Here is a 17,084-nt window from a genome sequence, read left to right as displayed (position 1 = left end):
CCGTTCTGGTTCGGCGACGCGCCTCTGTGGACTGGCGTCAAGAGATGCTTTTATACCACTCTCCGGGTATACGTCAGGGTATGTCACGCTGGGAGTGCACAATCGAGGGATGTGGGGAGACGTTCGACCGGGTCGAAGATCTGATCGTCCATCAGTCGACGGGTCACGATCGCGTCGAGTGTGAGGTCTGTGGGACGGTCCTGCCGGACGGCTATTTCGCCATCCGCCACGCCTTCGAGGAGCACACTCGCGCCGAGTATGTCCGGTCGTACGACGCCAGCGCCGCCGAGGTCCGCCATCGCGAGAACGTCAAGGAGACCATCGAAGAGAAAGCCGATATTCGAGAGGTCGTCGACCGACTGGAAGGTGGCGACGGGCGGAGTTTCTGAGGTCGATCTCGCTGCAAATACTTTTGCCCGCGGCGGCGTAACCATTTTCTATGTACGTCCGGGACGCGAAAAACCGAGACGAAGTCTGGCTGCTTGACCGGATCGAGGAGATGGGCCTGGACGAGACGGCCTTTCGATCCCGCGATTACGTCATCGCAGTCGACGAACAGACCGACGACCGGACAGGCTTCGGTCGGATCCGTATCCACAAGGGTGAAGACGACGATGTCTGTGAACTCACGAGCATCGGCGTCCTGGAGGCCTGGCGTGGCCAGGGCATCGGCGCACACGTCGTCGAGCGGTTGGTCCAGGAGGCCAGCGACCAGGACTTCGAAACCGTCTACTCGCTGACCGACGAACCCGAATATCTCCGGAAGTTCGGCTTCGAACCCATCGATTCGAGTGATCTCCCGCCGTCGTTGCAGGACCGGCTCGAAACCAAGCGCGAATCGCTCCTTCCGGACGCCGTGCCCGTCGAACTCACTGTCGAGGACTTTGCCATGCCACAGCGTTTCCGGGAGGCGTTCAAGGCTGCCGCGAAAAACGAGGGGCCAAGCGAACCCGAGGAGTCGGCCGAGGACTTCGGCATCGATCCCGACGAGGCGACCTACAAGTACGACACTGGCAGCTAACTCCGGGCCCTCTCTTAGCTCCTTCTTGCTGTTTTTCTTTGTGCTCTTGTTGCCGATTCAGGTGACTTCCATTTCGCCCGCCGTATCACTAGGTTATATAATCTAGTAGTACCACGGTTCACGTGATGATGGCGACACAACTACAGCGCGCACGCGACGGTGAGGTCACGCCGGCGATGGAGCGCGTCGCCGAGCGGGAGAACCGCGATCCCGAGTACGTCCGCGAAAAGGTCGCCGCGGGCGAGGCTGTGATTCCGAACAACCACGAGCACGAGTCGATCGACCCGATGATCATCGGGAAGGACTTTTCGACGAAGATCAACGCCAACATCGGCAACAGCGAACCCGAAAGCGATATCGAAACCGAACGGGAGAAACTCCACACGGCCGTCGAATACGGCGCGGACACGGTGATGGATCTCTCGACGGGTGGTGACATTCCGGAACTTCGCGCCGGCCAGATCGAACACTCGCCGGTCCCGCTCGGGACGGTCCCGATCTACGAGGCGCTAAAGCAGGCCGGATCACCCGAGGAACTCACGGCGGACCTCCTCCTGGACGTGATCGAGTCCCAGGCCGCCCAGGGCACGGATTACCAGACCATCCACGCCGGCGTCCTCAAAGAACACCTCCCGCTGACCGACGGTCGCATCACCGGGATCGTCTCCCGTGGGGGGTCGATCCTCGCCGAATGGATGGAGCGCCACGGCGAGCAGAACCCCCTGTACACCCATTTCGACGAGATCTGTGCGATCCTCGCCGAGTACGACGTGACGATCAGTCTCGGCGACGGCCTGCGGCCCGGATCGCTCGCCGACGCCAACGACGACGCCCAGCTGGCGGAACTGGAGACGCTGGGCGAACTGACCCAGCGCGCCCAGGATCAGGGCGTTCAGGTCATGGTCGAGGGGCCGGGCCACGTCCCCTTAGACGAAATCGGCGAGCACGTCCGCCACCAGCAGGAGGTCTGTGACGGCGCGCCGTTCTACCTGCTGGGCCCGCTGGTGACCGACGTTGCACCGGGCTACGACCACATCACGAGCGCGATCGGCGCGACCGAGGCCGCCCGTCACGGCGCGGCGATGCTCTGCTACGTCACACCTAAAGAGCACCTCGGTTTGCCCGACGCCGAGGACGTCCGGGACGGCCTGGCGGCCTACCGGATCGCCGCTCATGCGGGCGACGTGGCGGCCGGGAAACCGGGCGCACGCGACTGGGACGACGCCATCTCGGAAGCCCGGTACAATTTCGACTGGCGCGAGCAGTTCAACCTCGCGCTGGACCCCGACCGCGCTAAGGAGTACCACGATCAGACCCTACCGGAGGACAACTACAAGGACGCCCGCTACTGCTCGATGTGTGGCGCGGAATTTTGCTCGATGCGGATCGACCAGGACGCCCGCGAGGGAGAGGAGATGGCGGGACTGGACGCCGATGTTGATCTCGCAGACTCGGCGGCAGCCGACGTCAACCTGCCGCCGACGGGCAAACACGATACAAGTGGCCTGCCCACGGTGCCCGAGGCGTTGTGTGACCACGCCGGGGGCGAGGGTTTGCCGGGCGACGACTGATACGGATTGCTCTCACTGTTTACCGTGACGACCGCCCGACTGCGGGCGGTCGATATGGTACTGACTGAGAGCAATCCGTATGAAAGGACTGTCTGGCCGTCCACTGATCTTTTGCAGGTAGTTCCCGACAGACCCACCGAGTCACGGACTGTCCCTTCCTTCTCGGGCCATGCTGTAGCCAGTGCGTCTCAGTCACTCCGGCTGATATGGGTTGTTCGCGGTGTCGAGACGGCTGATGTCCTCGGCGGCGTCGAAGTCGTCGTCGAACGCGTAGAGGTACTGTCGTCCATTGGCTCGCATGAACGCGACAATGCAGGCGTCGACGAGCGACAATCGCTTGTATTGTCGAAAGAGTGCTTTCGCCGTTGCGAACTCGTCAGCCGTCAGTGAGTCGATGTGAAACCGGGCGTTTTCTTCGATCCGATCGAGAAAATCCGTCGCAGCGTCGTGGCCGGCATGTGTCGTCAGCCCGTTCATCGTCTCCGCGAGCACGTAGTCGAGCACTACCGCTTCCGGAAGGGCTGTACTGTCGATGCCCTGTACAATGGGGAGCGCGTCGTCGTGTGCACTGTCACGGCGGTAGGCAGCCGCGAAGAGGACGCTTGTGTCGAGGAGTACCCGAGGCATCTATTCGACGGAAACGCCCCACGAGTCGTGTTCGCGTTCGGCTGTCGTCGTCTGATCGCCCTCGTAGCCGTCGAAGTCACTGAACGTGCCGCTTCGTTGCTGGACGACTTCCACGCGGAGCGTCCCATCGTCTTCGAGGTGCCAGCGGAGTCGGTCACCGTCGTCGATGTCGAGTTCCATCCGGATTTGAGCGGGAATGTTCGCCTGGTTCCCCGAGACCTTGCTCTCGGAGTTGATCTGCTCACTGCTCATAGACGAACGGAAGCGATGGCGCTTGATAAACCTAGTGTGCCTTCACACTAGCCCGGACAGGGTGATGACCATCCCTGGACATAGGTGGCCAATTGCACTGATGACGGTTGCCCGAGCGCCTCACCCAATGAGACAGTATGGATGACTGCAAAACTCCCGCCGAAACTAACCCTTACCCGCCACTCGCGGTAATCGCCGGTATGTCACAGAGCGATCCCGACGCCCAGCGCAACGTGCTGGGCGAGGCACTCGAACCCTGCAGCAAGACACTCTCGACAGGCTACCAACGCGACGGTCACTGTACGGCAGTCCCCGGCGACCGCGGCAGCCACCATCTCTGTGCGAAGATGACCCAGGACTTTCTGGAGTTCTCCCGCGCGCAGGGCAACGATCTGGTCACGCCGCGGCCGCAACTGGACTTTCCGGGCGTGAATCCCAAAGATCACTGGTGTCTCTGTGTCGGCCGCTGGCTGGAGGCTCTCGAGGCTGGCGTGGCTCCGCCGGTCGTTCTCAAGGCGACCAACGAAACAGTGCTGGAAGAAATCGAACTGGAGACCCTGCAAGCCCACGCGGTCGAGGAGTGACTGGCCGACTGGCCGTTCGCCAGATCAGACCGGGAACGTCGCTTCTCGCTCCCGACTGACTTCTCCGGGTTCGACACGCTCGCCATCCACCTCGACGGCCTGCCCGCTCGCCAACTTGCCGAACTTCGGCCCTTCCGGGACGCCTGCCTCCGCGGCCAGTCCGGGGTCGAAGGCTTCTTTCCTCGCGACGACGCGGTCGTCCCCGACCGTCACCTCGTCGTAGTCCATGCGGAGTACGTCCGCGAGTGCTTCGACCAGTGCATCCCGATCTTCACTATCGACAACAGCGGCTCGATCGCCGACGAGCGTGGCGCTCTGCTCGGTGGTGAACGCGAGCGCGACACCCTCGACGGCCTCCCGGGTCGCCTCGCGGTCGATCCCCTGTGCTTCGTCGAGCAGCTCGCCCGGGATGTCGACGATCTCGAAGGCCCCATCGTATCCCCGAGCCGGCTCCCCGAAGCGAAGCCCGTCGTCGATGGCTGCCAGCCGGTTCTCGACGCGGCGGGCAACGGGCAGCGGGACGCCTTCGACCGCTCGGAGCCACGACTCGCCGACGATCTCGAATCCCAGATCGTCGATCGCCCGTTCGAGACGCGGGCGATCACCGTCGATCAGCGCATAGTCTGCGGCGCTCTCCTCGAAGGCCGCCCGGAGCACGTCCTCGCTTTCGAGTGGATCGCCGAGTGCGTCGAGTCCCCAGTCAGCGGCGATGTGGCCCACGGCCCAGTCAGTCTCGCGGACGATACGCTCGAACCGCGGGACGTAGTGGTTCCCGTCGAACCCGACGAGGTGCCGGCGGGCGCTTGCCTCGCCGTCCTCTCGGGGCGCATCGGCCATGACTCCCCGCAGGTCGAGGATGGCCTGTGCGACCGCGCGGGCGGCGTCGGGGTCGTCCCACTGGTCGGGACCGCTGCCGACCTCGACGAACAGCGACGGGGCACCGACGTCGGTCGGGCCGTGGTGGGTGCACTCCATGCCGACCTCGTAGTCCGCCGGCGCGTGCTCGGCCAGCGCGTCGAGGACCTGACTGTGGGCATTGGGTGCGGCGCGGGCGAGGTCGCGATCCGCGCCGCCGTACTCGGCCGGCCCGAAGTTGCCGGTGTGGTGAGCCGTGAGCAGCGGGCCGGTCTCCCCCGAGTGACGCGAGGCGAAGACGACGAGATCCGGATCGTCGAAGGCCGCGGCCACGCCGTCGAGCTCGAGGTGCCAATCGTCGAAGACGCGCATTTCGAAGCCGTCGGTGCGGGAGACCTCGCCACCACCCTCGCCAGGGGATCGACCTTCGTCACGGGTCGTCGTCCAGTCCGCCACTTCCAGGAGGTGCTCGTGAATGTGTTCCGAGGCGCGATCAGCTGTCGAGACGACGATGCCGATCATGAATAGCCCTGCTTCGAGCGCGGTACTTTACTCGATATCGAAGTCGCTCCGACGACCGAACGCCGTCTGAACTACTTCGTAGGTCATGCCGAGCATCTCCTTGACTGCCTGCCGGCGGTGGACGAACATCGCCAGCCCGATGAGGAGGTAGACGGCGGTGTACCCGAGCAGGATCTGGTGGCTGAGTGCTTCGGGATGGGACAGCGAAAGGACGTTCAACACCATGAACTCGGCGAACACCTGCGAGACGAACAACACGAGCAACGCGACAGCCTCCCGGAGGCTGATGTTGAAGTTGACCAGGATCGCCAGCGCGAAAAAGGACTGGGCGGCGGTGATCCAGATTTCGAGTTGCTGTTTGTAATCGAATTCGAGGACGCCGATCCCGCCCGCCGCGATCGAGTAGACGACCGCGAGCGTTCCGATCAACAGCGTCCACTGGTTGAGCTTCGAGGAGATCAGGGCGTTGAACCCGGCCGAGGATCGGGCTTTGTTGACGAGATAGATGACCACGATCAACTCGGGTGACTCGCTTGCCAGCGGGGCGATCCACTGGATCATGAAGAACTTCGGCACGCCGTACTGCAGGCCGAGGTTTTCGAGCCCGTGGGCGAACGGTTCGACGGCGATCAGGATCATGACGCCCGAGTAGATGAACAGCGAGAGGACGGTCGCGATCCGCTTTGGTTTGCGGTAGGATTGAAGATAGCCCGGGACACCGATCTGCTCTTCTTCTGTTTCGATGCCGGAGCGGATGATGATCAGGATGTAGCTCACGTACAGGCCGACGAGGACGACGGTGTCGATCAGGTCGATGCCGCCACCGAGTGGGACCAGAAACGCCCACAGCGTCGCCAGCCAGAGGAACGTGATCTCGGTCGTCAGCGCCTTGTCCAGGGTTACGACATCGGCGAGGAAGCCGGATCGCTTCTCGACGTTGTCGTCCCGAACCTTGTAGGCGCGATAGACGGTGAACAACGCGATCCCGGACCACCCCAGGCCGATCAGAATCCGGTTGGCTCCGGTCATGTTCGCGATGGCGAGGTTGCCGGCCTCCGCGCCCGCGGTGGTCCCGGCTTGCGCGCCGGCGTCCCAGGCGTACAGCGCGTCGACGGCGTACTCCGGGGCGACGGCGAGGACCGCGAGGACGGCGAGGGCGAACGCCCGGGGGACGTCCTTCTCGGCTGTTTCGGCCCCCCACGCGAGCAGGAACGACGCGCCGACGACGGCCAGTCCAGTCACCAGGACGGTCGGGCCCGTCGAGAGCGCGATCCCGGCGTCGACCGGCATCCAGTCGAGTCCAGCGGCGAGCCGTGACAGTTCGACGACGACCCACGGCAGCGTCAGTACCAGTGCAGCGGCGACTGCCGTCAACGGATGGCGTAGACGAGACACACTGAGAGGTTACCCCTGCCAAAATAATGTCTTGCGGTGTCGGACGTCCGTGATAGAGACTTACACTGACAGCTGACGCTGGTTCACATCGACGGCGTCTTTTCCACCGTCTCGACCGTCGCGGTTTTGCCGCTCCCGGCCGTCGCCCTCGCTATGGACGTGTACGGACTCCTTGGCAACCCCGTGAAACACTCGCTGTCGCCGCCAATGCACGAGGCGGCCTACGACGAACTCGGCATCGACGCACGATACGTCACCTTCGAACCACCGGTCGACGCGGCACGCGAGGCCGTCGAGGCGGCCGAGACCCTCGGCGTCTCGGGACTCAACGTGACGATCCCGTTCAAACAGGACGTCATCGACGCGGTCGAACCCGACGGTCTGGCCGAACGGATCGGCGCGGTCAACACCATCGACTTCAGCGGTGATCAACCGACGGGGCACAACACCGACGCGATCGGTGCCGTGCGGGCACTTACACGTCACGGTGTGGCGCTCTCCGGGCAGGCGGTCGTCGTCGGGGCCGGCGGCGCAGGGCGGGCGATCGCCTTCGGTCTCGCCGACGAGGGCATGGACGTCGCGATCGCCAACCGGACCGTCGAGACGGCCCACGCCCTCGCCGAGGAGGTCCCGGGTGCCAGCGGGCATGGCCTCGATGCACTCGACTCCTTGCTGGCGGACGCGGACGTGCTGGTCAACGCGACGAGCGTGGGGATGGACGAGGACCGATCGCCAGTCCCCGCGACGGCGCTGCACGCCGACCTGGCGGTACTCGATGCAGTCTACAGCCCGATCGAGACGCGATTGTTACGCGAGGCGGCCGCGGCGGGTGCGACGACCGTCGACGGTGCCTGGATGTTGCTGTTCCAGGGCGTCGAGGCCTTCGAACGCTGGAGTGGGCAGGACGCTCCTGTCGAGGAGATGAACGAGGCACTTCGTGAACGCCTTTAAGTCCTGGCGTGTGTATTGAGGAGTATGGCACTCTTCCAACAGATCAAGGAACTTCTCGGTCTCAACTCGGGGGAGTCTGATACCGAGATGCCAAGCCAGAACGCGGGGGACACCGAGAACGTGGCCGTCACGGTCGAGCACGAACCGGATACCGAAAGTGAGGATGCCGTCAAGGGAACCAGAGCGGTCGCAACCAGCGAGTCGAGCGTAGACACGTCGACCGATGTCGAGGCCGACACTGACGCCGCTGAGGATTCGGTCGAGGGAGACGACGAACCTGTCGAATCCGCCGATTCGGAAACCGACGAGCCGGACGAGTCGGCCGAGGCGGAAGCGTCCGAGGAGGCTGAAACGGCTGGCGAAGCGACGGCGGCGACCGCAGACGAACCGACAGACGGAGCCGAATCTGACTCGGCAGCGTCGGCGAACACAGAACCCGTCCAGTCGATCAACGGGATCGGGCCGGCCTACGCCGAGCGACTCGCCGAGGCGGATATCGAGACTGTCGGGGAACTCGCCGCCGCCGACGCCGACGCCGTCGCCGAGACGACCGGCATCGCAACTTCGCGTGTCGAAGGCTGGATCGACCAGGCCGGCGAGTGAGCACTCGCCAGCAGTCGGTCTTGCGAGTTGTGCCCCGATCGTAACACGATTAGTAGTCCTCCGTCTGTGTGAGTATAATGACGGACCCGGAACTCGTGACCGACCTGGCGACGTTCCGCGCACGTGCGGCCGGGGCGGATCCTGGCGACCGCGTCCCGGTCGAGGCTCGCGTCACGGTCACGGATCCCTACGAAGCCTACCGGCGCGCGCGCCGGTCGACCGGCGGCTGTGTGCTGGAAACTACCGGCGGCACCGAGGGCTGGAGTTACTTCGGGGTCGAGCCCATCGAGTGGCTGACTGTCGACCCGGGCGAGGACACGATCGGACGGCTCGTCGATCGACTCGGCGAGGAGCACCTTCATCGCGCCGGGACGGACGTTCCCTATCCGTGCGGTGCCATCGGGTGGCTCTCCTACGACATCGCCCGGGAGATCGAGGCGCTCCCCGGCTCGGCCGAGCGCGACCGGGACCTGCCACGCCTGCAGGTGGCCGTTTACGACACGCTGGTCGCCTGGGAGGAACCCGCCCAGGCTCCGGTGACGCTCCGCGTGACGGCGTGTCCGACGGTCGACGGCGATCCCGACGCGGCTTTCGAGCGTGGGCGCGAGCGCGCGCTGGAGCTGGCTGGCCGCGCCATCGACGGCGACCCCGGCGTCGAAGAGCCGTCGGCGACGGGGCCGGTTCGCTTCGAGAGCGACACCGGTCGGGAGGCCTTCACCGACCGCGTCGAACGCGTCAAGGAGTACGTTCACGAGGGCGACACCTTTCAGGCGAACATTTCCCACCGGTTGGCCGCGCCGGCGGCGGTCCACCCGGTCGAGGCCTTCCAGTCGCTCCGGATCGGCAACCCGGCCCCGTACTCGGCGCTGCTGGAATTCCCGGCCGCCGACCTGGTGAGTGCCAGTCCCGAACTCCTCCTCCATCGCGAGGCCGACCGGCTGGTCACCGAACCGATCGCGGGGACGCGGCCGCGGGGCCGAACGGCCGACGCCGATGCCGGGCTGGAGAGGGAACTCCGGGACGACGAGAAGGAACGCGCCGAACACGCGATGCTGGTCGACCTCGAACGCAACGACCTGGGGAAGGTCAGCGAGTACGGGAGCGTCGACGTCGAAGAGTACCGGCGGGTGGATCGCTACTCCGAGGTGATGCATCTCGTCTCGCTGGTCGAGGGGCAACTCAGGGACGATCAGGACCTGGCCGACGCGATCCGCGCGGTGTTCCCGGGCGGGACGATCACTGGCGCGCCCAAGCCACGGACGATGGCGATCATCGACGAACTCGAGGCCACTCGAAGAGGGCCCTACACGGGCAGCATCGGGATCTTCGGCTTCGACGACCGGGCGACGATGAACATCGTCATCCGGACGCTCGTCCGGCACGGCGAGCAGTACCACCTTCGCGTCGGCGCGGGGATCGTCGAGGACTCGGTGCCCGACCGGGAGTACGACGAGACCCTCGACAAGGCCCGGGCACTGGTGACCGCCGTCGACGACGCGCTCGCGGACGGGACGGACCTCTCGGTCGTCGAGCCCTCCCGCGCGAGAGATGCCGGGCGACTGGACGCGGGCGAAGAGGGGGCGTCCGGGCGGCCGGAGGAGGGCGAGGATGGCTGAGCCGACGGTCCTCGTCGTCGACAACTACGATTCGTTCGCCTACAATCTCGTGCAGTACGTGGGTGAGGTGGTCACGACGGACGCGTGGCTCCCCGGCGTCGACGGCGAGGTCCTGGTCCGGCGCAACGACGCGGTCGACCTCGCGGACATTCGGACGCTGGACCCGGACGCGATCGTCGTCTCGCCCGGCCCGGGCACCCCGCAGGCTGCCGGCGTCTCGATGCCCGTTTTCGAGTCACTGTCGACACCCGCACTGGGGGTCTGCCTCGGTCACCAGGCGCTGTGTGCCGCACACGGCGCGTCAGTCGGCCACGCCCCGGCGGTGGTCCACGGCAAGTCCTCGGCGATCACCCACGACGGGCGGGGCGTCTTCGCCGCCCTCCCACAGGAGTTTCCGGTCGGCCGGTATCACTCCCTGGCTGTCGAACGCGACGCCCTGCCCGACTGTCTGGAAGAGACGGCCCACACCGACGACGAACGGTCGGTCGTCATGGGGGTGCGCCACCGCTCGAAGCCCCACGTCGGCGTCCAGTTCCATCCCGAGAGTATCCTGACCGAGCACGGCAAGGCCATGATCGCCGCGTTCCTCGAGCAGCACGTCGTTTGATGCAGGCGACGTGCCCCCGGTCAAATGGACGTTTGACCGTGAGCAGGGCTTTTCGGCTCCGGGTACATCGGCATGGATATGCTCAGGGACACGTCTCTCGCGCGTTCGGCTATATCGCCCGCCCTTCCACCCAACAGTCGACCCGATCAACAGGTCGGGTGTCGAGATGCGTAGACGGCGCTTTCTCGCGGCGGCGGGTGTTGCCGCTGCCGGCGCGAGCGCGGGCTGTGGTGCGCTCAGATCCGAGACGACGCTTTCGGACCCGACCCGTCACTCCGACGCCCAGGGGGTAGCTAGCATCCACTTCAGCGAGGGCGGGACGGAGGTCGGCCACTTCGGCGTCAACGGCGGCGTTGCCGACGGCGTGGTCCCGATGTCGACCGAGATCTGGCACCGCGAGGGGACGACTGTCGAGTCCGTCCGGCTGCGCGTCTGGATGCCCGACGCCGAGACGCCGGCGGACGTGGCGGTCGTCTCGCCGGTCGAGGGCGACAGCTCGCCGCCGCCCGAGGTCAGGCTGTATTCGCCCGACTGGAGACCCGGAACGGTGATCGAACTGTCCGACCTCGACGACCTGGCCGACGAGACCATCAGCACGCTCGAGTGCATCGTCCGCCCGTGGTCGGAGACGGCCACGACGGTCGCCTTCGACGTGACGATGGCACTTGCCGGCGGCGGGATGCCGGGAACCGATTACGAACTCGACGGCGAACTCCGACTCGAGTACCCCGCCCTGGCCGAGTGATCGAACGCCAACACACAAGCCCCGGGCCCCCGTTGGCCGACGCGATGGAGTATCACGTCGACGGCAAACTCGTGGCTGCCGCGGAGGCAACCGTCAACGTGCGGGATCGCGGCTTCATGTACGGCGACGCGGCCTTCGAGACGCTCCGGGCCTACGGCGGCGAGGTCTTCGCCTGGGACGCCCACGCCGACCGGCTCGAACGTACCTGTGAGACCCTGGGGTTCGCCAAGGCGATCCCGCCGCGTGCGGACCTCCGCGAGCGAATCGCGGAGACGCTCGCGGCCAACGACCTCACCGACGCCTACGTCAAGCTTTCGATCTCACGTGGCGTCCAGGCCGGAAAGCTCACCCCGGATCCCGCTGTCGACCCGACGATCGTCGTGATGGTCGACTCGCTTCCCCGGGGCGGCACCGACGGCGACCCCGTCTGGAACGACCCGGCAGCTGTTCGGACGGCCCAGACCCGACGGATCCCCGACGCCGCGCTGCCGGCCGATGTCAAGACGCACAACTACCTCAACGGGATTCTCGCCCGGCTCGAACTCCAGCGGGGGGCCAGTGGCGACCCGGCAGACGAAGCACTCCTGCTCGACACCGACGGGTATCTCGCGGAAGGGGCGACGAGCAATCTCTTCTTCGTCACGGACGGTGTCGTCTACACGCCGACGACCGACCAGTCGATCCTGCCCGGCGTGACTCGCTCGATCGTGCTGGATCTCGCTCGCGAGGAAGGGCTCCCCGTCGAGACGGGTCGCTACGAGCGCGAGGAGCTACTGGCTGCCGACGAGGCCTTCCTCACGAACACGACCTGGGAGCTCCGCCCGGTCGGGGCCGTCGACGGCGAGTCGATCGGCGGCGGCCCGATCACGCGGCTGCTCTCCCGACTCTACGATCGGCGCGTCGAGCGATCCTGTTACGAGTGACCAGCGGGTCGGCCGACAGTCTCCCCTCAGTCCGTCCGGGGTAACGTGAGTGCTCCGAGTCCGAACGTGACGAGCGCCAGCATCGACAGGATCGCGAGGTTGGCGGCCGGATCGGGGCCGGCGGGCCAGACGGCGACGACTGTCCCCTCGACGCCCGCGCCGGGATCGGTCACGACCGCTCGGACGCCCCGCGAGAAGTATGTCAGCGGCGAGAGCTCGATCAGCGGGCGGAACCATTCCGGGAGGAGTTCAGGCGGGACGAACGTCTCCGAGAGGAACAGCAGCGGGAGGGCAAGCGTGTTCGAGGCGGCGATCACGCCGTCCTGGGAGTCCGTGAAACTCCCGAGTAGCGCGCCGATCCCACAGAACAGTGCGACGCCGATCGCGAGGAACGGAACCAGCCACGGTGACGGGGCGATCGTCGCCCCGGTGACGGCCACCATCACCGCGAGCACCAGCACGGCCGCGACGCCGATGATGGCGACGTTGACGAGCGTCTGGGACAGCAGCCACTCTGCTCGGGACAAGGGCGTCGTCGCCAGCTTCTCGAATCGACGATCATCGCGGTGGCGCGCGACCCCGCTGCCGACGCGAGAGAGCGGCGTAAAGAGGACGACGACCGCGAGATAGCCCGGGACGTAGTACGCCGGCGGCTCCGTAAAGAGACCGCCGCCGGTGGGCTGGGTCTGGACGAGCGCGCCGAAGATGAGAACGATCAGGAGCGGAAACAGGAACGTGAAGAAGACCGCGGTCCGGCGACGAAGGAACGCTCGCGTCGCGGCGCGCGTCTCGCTCGTGATTCGGCCCAGTCGGCTCACGACGATCCCTCCGTGGGGGGTGTCGGCGCGTTCGGTTCCTCGGCCGCGCTCGCGGCCCCGTCGTCGAGCCGCTGCCCGCCGCGTCCGACGGCGGTCCCCGTCAGTTCCAGGTAGACATCTTCGAGCGTCGGCTCGGCCCAACTCAGCGATTCGACCTGGACGCCCGCATCTGTGAGACTGTCGACGACGCTGCCGATCGCCGTCGGCGCGACGTCGAACACCCGCAGGTCATTGTCGACGATAGCGGTTCGGTAGTCGAGGCCGGTCGCGTCTCCTTCGGCGAGTGGCGACGCCGTCTCGACGGTCAGTCGGCTCTCGCCACCGTGGGTGTCGATCAGGGCACGGGGCGTGTCCACGGCGACCAACTCGCCGTCGGCGAGCAGTCCCACGCGGTCGGCCAGTCGTTCGGCCTCGTGCATGTCGTGAGTCGTCAGAAAGATCGTCGTGCCGTCTGCGGCCAGCCCTTCGAGGAGGTCCCAGAGCTGTCGACGGCCGGCGGGGTCGATTCCCGTCGTCGGCTCGTCGAGGACGAGCAGATCGGGATCGTTGACGAGCGCGCTCCCGACACAGACCCGGCGTTGCTGGCCGCCCGAGAGGTTCTCGTAGTACGTGTCGGCGCTGTCGATCAGGCCGACGTCGTCGAGCACGTGCCCTGGCGTGAGGGCGTCGTCGTACAGGCCCGCGTAGTACTCGAGTAGCTCACGGGCGGTCAATCGCTCGTGGGGCGAGAAGGACTGGGGGAGCGAGCCGAGCCGGGAGCGGTCGATCGCCCGCGGCTGCTCGCCGAACAGCGCGACCGTCCCATCGTAGTCGGTCGTCCCGGTGATCGCCCGAGCGAGTGTGGTCTTGCCCGCGCCGTTGGGTCCGACCAGCCCGAAGATTTCGCCGGGGTCGACCGATAACGAGACGGAATCGAGCGCGACAGTGTCGCCGTAGGTTCGCCGGACGTCCTCGATGGCGATGGCAGTCACGCTTCGATCACCGCCGACCTCCACCTAAGTCGATTCGGTTTCCGACGGTCGGTCGCCACGCCAGCAGGACGACCGAGACGACGAAGATCGCCGTCGAGAGGTCGTAGCCGCCGCCGAAGACGAGGCTCGCGAGTGCCGTCGAGCCGCCGACTGTCCCGGCCAGCGGGACGACCACGGCGGCCCAGACACAGGACACACACGAGAACAGCCCCAGGATCGCCGGCAGCACGCCAGCGGCCTCGACGACCAGCGCGTATACGAGGTATGACAACGTAATATATCCCAGAACCTTGTACGGAAGCAGTGTCAGCGAGAGTCCGGCGATATCGGCCGAGACCACTGGAGCCCAGCCTGGCGGAAACACCAGCGGTCGGATCGAGAGGCCGATGCCGTCGGTCATGGCCGTCGAGACCAGGCCACCGAGATATGCGAGGACGAGGGCGTAGCCGGTAGCGACCGCGCCCCCGAACAGCTTCCGGCGGCGCGGGGCAGCCGGCGGTCGGACCGTCGCGAGCGCCCACAGTGAGACGTTGATCCAGACGAAGGGGTAGACGTACAGTCTGAGCGACGCCAGATCGAACAGCTGTGAATCGCTGACCGAAAGATACCCGAAGAGGAGGAGTACTTCAGTGTTGACCAGTAACGCGCCCCAGAGGAGGTGACTTTTCGACGGCGTCGGGATCGGTCCGAAGCGTCTCGCGGTGCTCATACGGCCATCGCGTCGATCACGACCGCGACCAGCAGGGCCCCGAGGAAGGCGTTCGAGGCGTGGAAGGCCCGGAAGGCCGCGTCGGTCGTTCGCTCACGGTGCAGTACCAGAACGGCCCACAGGAAGATGGCCCCGACAATCGCGACCGTGGCTCCATAGAGGACGCCCAGGTTCGCCAGCGTCGCCAGCCCGCTTGCGGCCAACAGCGTCGCACCGAGGTACAACAGGATGTGCTTGCGCGTCACCGTCTCGCCGCGGACGACCGGCATCATCGGGAAGCCGCCGCGGGCGTAATCGTCCTGGTAGGCCAGCGCCAGGTTGTAGAAGTGCGCCGGCGTCCACAGGAAGACGATTCCCGCCAGCGCCAGACCCGGGACGCCGAACGTGCCCGTGACGGCGACCCAGCCGATGAGTGCCGGCAGCGCGCCGGCGAACCCGCCGATGACGGTGTTCTGGACGGTGTTTGGCTTGAGCAACAGGGTGTAGACGACGCTGTAGAAGAGGATCGCCGAGAGACCTAGCGCGGCAGCTAGCACGTTGACCGTGGCGAAGATGGCAAGCGAGAGCGCCGACAGGACGAGTCCGAACGCGACCGCGTTCCGGATCGGGATGCGGTCAGTCACCACCGGTCGGTCGGACGTGCGCTGCATCCGCTTGTCGACGTCACGTTCGAGGACGTGATTGAACGTGCCGCTGGCACCGATCGCCAGCACACCGCCGGACAGCGTTGCCAGGATCGTCTCGACCGTCAGCGTCCGTCCGCCCGTCGTCGCCAGGGCCATGCCAGCCGAGGCGACGAGACACAGCAGCCACATCAGGCGTGGCTTGGTCAACCGGACGTAGGCTTGCAGCGTCGCCAGCATCTCTCCCGCCGGTCCTCGGTCACGCCGTGTCGGCGGCTGTTCGCCATCGGCGGCCGGTTCGACCGGCTCGGCCGGCGTGGTGACGCCCGTATTCGGCTCCTCGGTTGGGTCGCCGTATTCCGTTTCGAGGGTCCAGGCGAGCGCCAGTATGAGGGTCGTAAAGAGTGCCATCGCCACGCCCAGATGGACGGTCGGCGCGATGCCGGCCGCGCCGGAGACTGTCACGACGGCCCCGAGTCCGACCTGGACCGCGAAGAGGACGACGGCGAACGCCAATGCCGCCCGGACGCGGCGATCAGCGACTCGCGCCATCCCGACCGCCGCGGTCACGAGAACCGCCAGCCCGACGATGGCCGCCAGCAGGCGGTGGCCCCAGGCGATTACCAGATCCGGTGAGCCGGCGGTCGGCAGTCGACAGGTCGGCCAGGTCGAACACGCGGCAGCCGCGTCGGTGATCGCGGCCGTCGCCCCGGCGATCACCAGCAGATAGACGCCGACGATCGTCCCGGCCAGAAGCGTCGAGAACCGCAATGGAACGTCGTCGATTCGATTCTCTAACACTGTTTCTCGCTGTATCTCCGGGACGGGCGATACTTAGGCTTCCCCACCATGCAACACTTGTCGCGTTTGTCGTCTGGGGGCTGTGTCTCCAGTTGACTTGCTCGACTATGCCCAAAGAATCGCCGAAATTCGCCGGATGAACGCTCTTTATGACTGCCTGTCTCAAAGTCTCGCCCATGACGAAGACGCGAAACGGCCTGGTGGCGATGTTCACGGTGGGCGGGCTGGCGACGCTCGTCGCCACCGTGGCTGCCCAGTCCGGGGGTACCTCGACGACGTACGACCTGATCTGGGAGCTGATGAACGAGTTGCTGGCGGTCGCGATCCCGATCACGCTGCTCGTCGAGGCGATCCTGCTCTACACTGTCTGGCGATTTCGTGCTAGCAAGACCGAGGAGGCCAAGCCCACACAGGAGAACCGACGACTTGAGGTTACCTGGACAATCACTACGGCTATCGTCCTGCTGTTCGTCGGCATCGCCTCTTACGGGGTCCTCGGACAGGAACCCATCACGGATACGGGCCCGTCCGAAGACGCCCTGGAAGTCGACGTGGTTGCTGAACGATATGCCTGGACGTTCAACTATCCCGAACAGAACGTCACCACGGGCGGGACGCTGGTTCTCCCGGTCGACCAGGAGGTGCGATTGAACGTCACCTCCACGGACTGGATTCACTCCTTTCACGTTTCCGGGCTCGGGCTGAAGCAGGACGCCTTCCCCGGGAAGTCGAACTACCTGACCACGGAGCCGACCAGAACTGGCTCCTACCAACTGTACTGTGCGGAGTACTGTGGCGTGGGTCATTCGAGCATGCTCGGGACGGTCGAGGTCATGAGTCAGGACGGCTTTCAGGACTGGCTCGATAGCCAATCCGAGTAAATAGCCGGT

General features: G+C 65.9%; 19 protein-coding genes. 11 read left to right on the top strand and 8 right to left on the bottom strand.

Features of this window, described 5'->3' with window-relative positions; genetic code table 11:
* Window positions 1-80: 80 nt before the first annotated feature.
* From SVXhr_RS10510 to thiC, 3 genes are all read left to right on the top strand, one after another.
* The gene (locus SVXhr_RS10510; RefSeq protein WP_275737152.1) at window positions 81-389 is read left to right on the top strand and encodes a C2H2-type zinc finger protein; all 309 of its coding nucleotides are present in this window, start codon (window positions 81-83) and stop codon (window positions 387-389) included.
* Window positions 390-439: 50 nt separating this feature from the next.
* Complete coding sequence (locus SVXhr_RS10505; protein ID WP_275737151.1) at window positions 440-1,021, top strand: GNAT family N-acetyltransferase; 582 nt, start codon at window positions 440-442, stop codon at window positions 1,019-1,021.
* Between the two features lie 125 nt (window positions 1,022-1,146).
* Window positions 1,147-2,592: a phosphomethylpyrimidine synthase ThiC gene (thiC, locus tag SVXhr_RS10500; protein WP_345799486.1), complete on the top strand. Its 1,446-nt coding sequence runs from the start codon at window positions 1,147-1,149 to the stop codon at window positions 2,590-2,592.
* Window positions 2,593-2,784: 192 nt separating this feature from the next.
* On the opposite strand, the gene SVXhr_RS10495 is transcribed toward thiC, so the two are convergent.
* Window positions 2,785-3,219 carry a PIN domain-containing protein gene (locus SVXhr_RS10495; protein WP_275737150.1) on the bottom strand — a complete coding sequence of 145 codons (435 nt, stop codon included), beginning with the start codon at window positions 3,217-3,219 and terminating at the stop codon, window positions 2,785-2,787.
* Entirely contained in the window at window positions 3,220-3,471 is a 252-nt protein-coding gene (locus SVXhr_RS10490) for an AbrB/MazE/SpoVT family DNA-binding domain-containing protein (RefSeq protein WP_275737149.1), read from the bottom strand.
* Between the two features lie 200 nt (window positions 3,472-3,671).
* Between SVXhr_RS10490 and SVXhr_RS10485 the strand changes: the two genes are divergently transcribed.
* Complete coding sequence (locus SVXhr_RS10485) at window positions 3,672-4,055, top strand: DUF2237 domain-containing protein (RefSeq protein ID WP_275737148.1); 384 nt, start codon at window positions 3,672-3,674, stop codon at window positions 4,053-4,055.
* Window positions 4,056-4,079: 24 nt separating this feature from the next.
* On the opposite strand, the gene SVXhr_RS10480 is transcribed toward SVXhr_RS10485, so the two are convergent.
* Both SVXhr_RS10480 and SVXhr_RS10475 read right to left on the bottom strand, forming a co-directional pair.
* A complete protein-coding gene (locus SVXhr_RS10480; protein WP_275737147.1) occupies window positions 4,080-5,432 on the bottom strand; it encodes a D-aminoacyl-tRNA deacylase in 1,353 nt (450 codons plus the stop codon).
* A gap of 27 nt (window positions 5,433-5,459) precedes the next feature.
* Window positions 5,460-6,827, bottom strand: a complete 1,368-nt coding sequence (locus SVXhr_RS10475) for a sodium:calcium antiporter (RefSeq protein WP_275737146.1) — start codon at window positions 6,825-6,827, stop codon at window positions 5,460-5,462.
* 153 nt (window positions 6,828-6,980) lie between these two features.
* Between SVXhr_RS10475 and SVXhr_RS10470 the strand changes: the two genes are divergently transcribed.
* The 6 genes from SVXhr_RS10470 to SVXhr_RS10445 all read left to right on the top strand — a co-directional run bounded on the left by SVXhr_RS10470 (window position 6,981) and on the right by SVXhr_RS10445 (window position 12,272).
* Window positions 6,981-7,778, top strand: a complete 798-nt coding sequence (locus SVXhr_RS10470) for a shikimate dehydrogenase (RefSeq protein ID WP_275737145.1) — start codon at window positions 6,981-6,983, stop codon at window positions 7,776-7,778.
* A gap of 24 nt (window positions 7,779-7,802) precedes the next feature.
* On the top strand, window positions 7,803-8,381 hold the full coding sequence (locus SVXhr_RS10465; RefSeq protein WP_275737144.1) for a helix-hairpin-helix domain-containing protein: 579 nt from the start codon (window positions 7,803-7,805) through the stop codon (window positions 8,379-8,381).
* A 77-nt stretch (window positions 8,382-8,458) separates the two neighbouring features.
* Window positions 8,459-9,997 (top strand): aminodeoxychorismate synthase, component I, encoded by a 1,539-nt coding sequence (gene pabB, locus SVXhr_RS10460; RefSeq protein ID WP_275737143.1) that lies wholly within the window; start codon window positions 8,459-8,461, stop codon window positions 9,995-9,997.
* Window positions 9,990-10,604, top strand: coding sequence for an aminodeoxychorismate/anthranilate synthase component II (locus SVXhr_RS10455; RefSeq protein WP_275737142.1), 615 nt, complete (start codon window positions 9,990-9,992; stop codon window positions 10,602-10,604). Before pabB ends, SVXhr_RS10455 begins: the two co-directional genes overlap by 8 nt.
* Window positions 10,605-10,770: 166 nt before the next feature.
* Window positions 10,771-11,349, top strand: a complete 579-nt coding sequence (locus SVXhr_RS10450; protein ID WP_275737141.1) for a hypothetical protein — start codon at window positions 10,771-10,773, stop codon at window positions 11,347-11,349.
* A 44-nt stretch (window positions 11,350-11,393) separates the two neighbouring features.
* Complete coding sequence (locus SVXhr_RS10445) at window positions 11,394-12,272, top strand: aminotransferase class IV (protein WP_275737140.1); 879 nt, start codon at window positions 11,394-11,396, stop codon at window positions 12,270-12,272.
* 26 nt (window positions 12,273-12,298) lie between these two features.
* Here the strand turns inward: SVXhr_RS10445 and SVXhr_RS10440 are convergent, their stop codons facing one another.
* The 4 genes from SVXhr_RS10440 to SVXhr_RS10425 are packed head-to-tail and all read right to left on the bottom strand — an operon-like array spanning window position 12,299 to window position 16,194.
* Complete coding sequence (locus SVXhr_RS10440) at window positions 12,299-13,090, bottom strand: ABC transporter permease (protein WP_275737139.1); 792 nt, start codon at window positions 13,088-13,090, stop codon at window positions 12,299-12,301.
* Complete coding sequence (locus tag SVXhr_RS10435) at window positions 13,087-14,061, bottom strand: ABC transporter ATP-binding protein (protein ID WP_275737138.1); 975 nt, start codon at window positions 14,059-14,061, stop codon at window positions 13,087-13,089. Before SVXhr_RS10435 ends, SVXhr_RS10440 begins: the two co-directional genes overlap by 4 nt.
* Window positions 14,062-14,068: 7 nt before the next feature.
* Complete coding sequence (locus SVXhr_RS10430; RefSeq protein ID WP_275737137.1) at window positions 14,069-14,770, bottom strand: hypothetical protein; 702 nt, start codon at window positions 14,768-14,770, stop codon at window positions 14,069-14,071.
* Window positions 14,767-16,194, bottom strand: a complete 1,428-nt coding sequence (locus tag SVXhr_RS10425; RefSeq protein WP_275737136.1) for a heme o synthase — start codon at window positions 16,192-16,194, stop codon at window positions 14,767-14,769. Before SVXhr_RS10425 ends, SVXhr_RS10430 begins: the two co-directional genes overlap by 4 nt.
* 176 nt (window positions 16,195-16,370) lie before the next feature.
* On the opposite strand from SVXhr_RS10425, the gene coxB reads away from it, so the two are divergent.
* A complete protein-coding gene (gene coxB / locus SVXhr_RS10420) occupies window positions 16,371-17,075 on the top strand; it encodes a cytochrome c oxidase subunit II (RefSeq protein WP_275737135.1) in 705 nt (234 codons plus the stop codon).
* Window positions 17,076-17,084 lie beyond the last annotated feature (9 nt).

This window comes from Halorhabdus sp. SVX81 (assembly GCF_029207715.1).
Lineage (GTDB): Archaea > Halobacteriota > Halobacteria > Halobacteriales > Haloarculaceae > Halorhabdus.
Note: the sequence above shows the minus strand (reverse complement) of the source record. Positions and strands in the feature narration are given on the sequence as shown.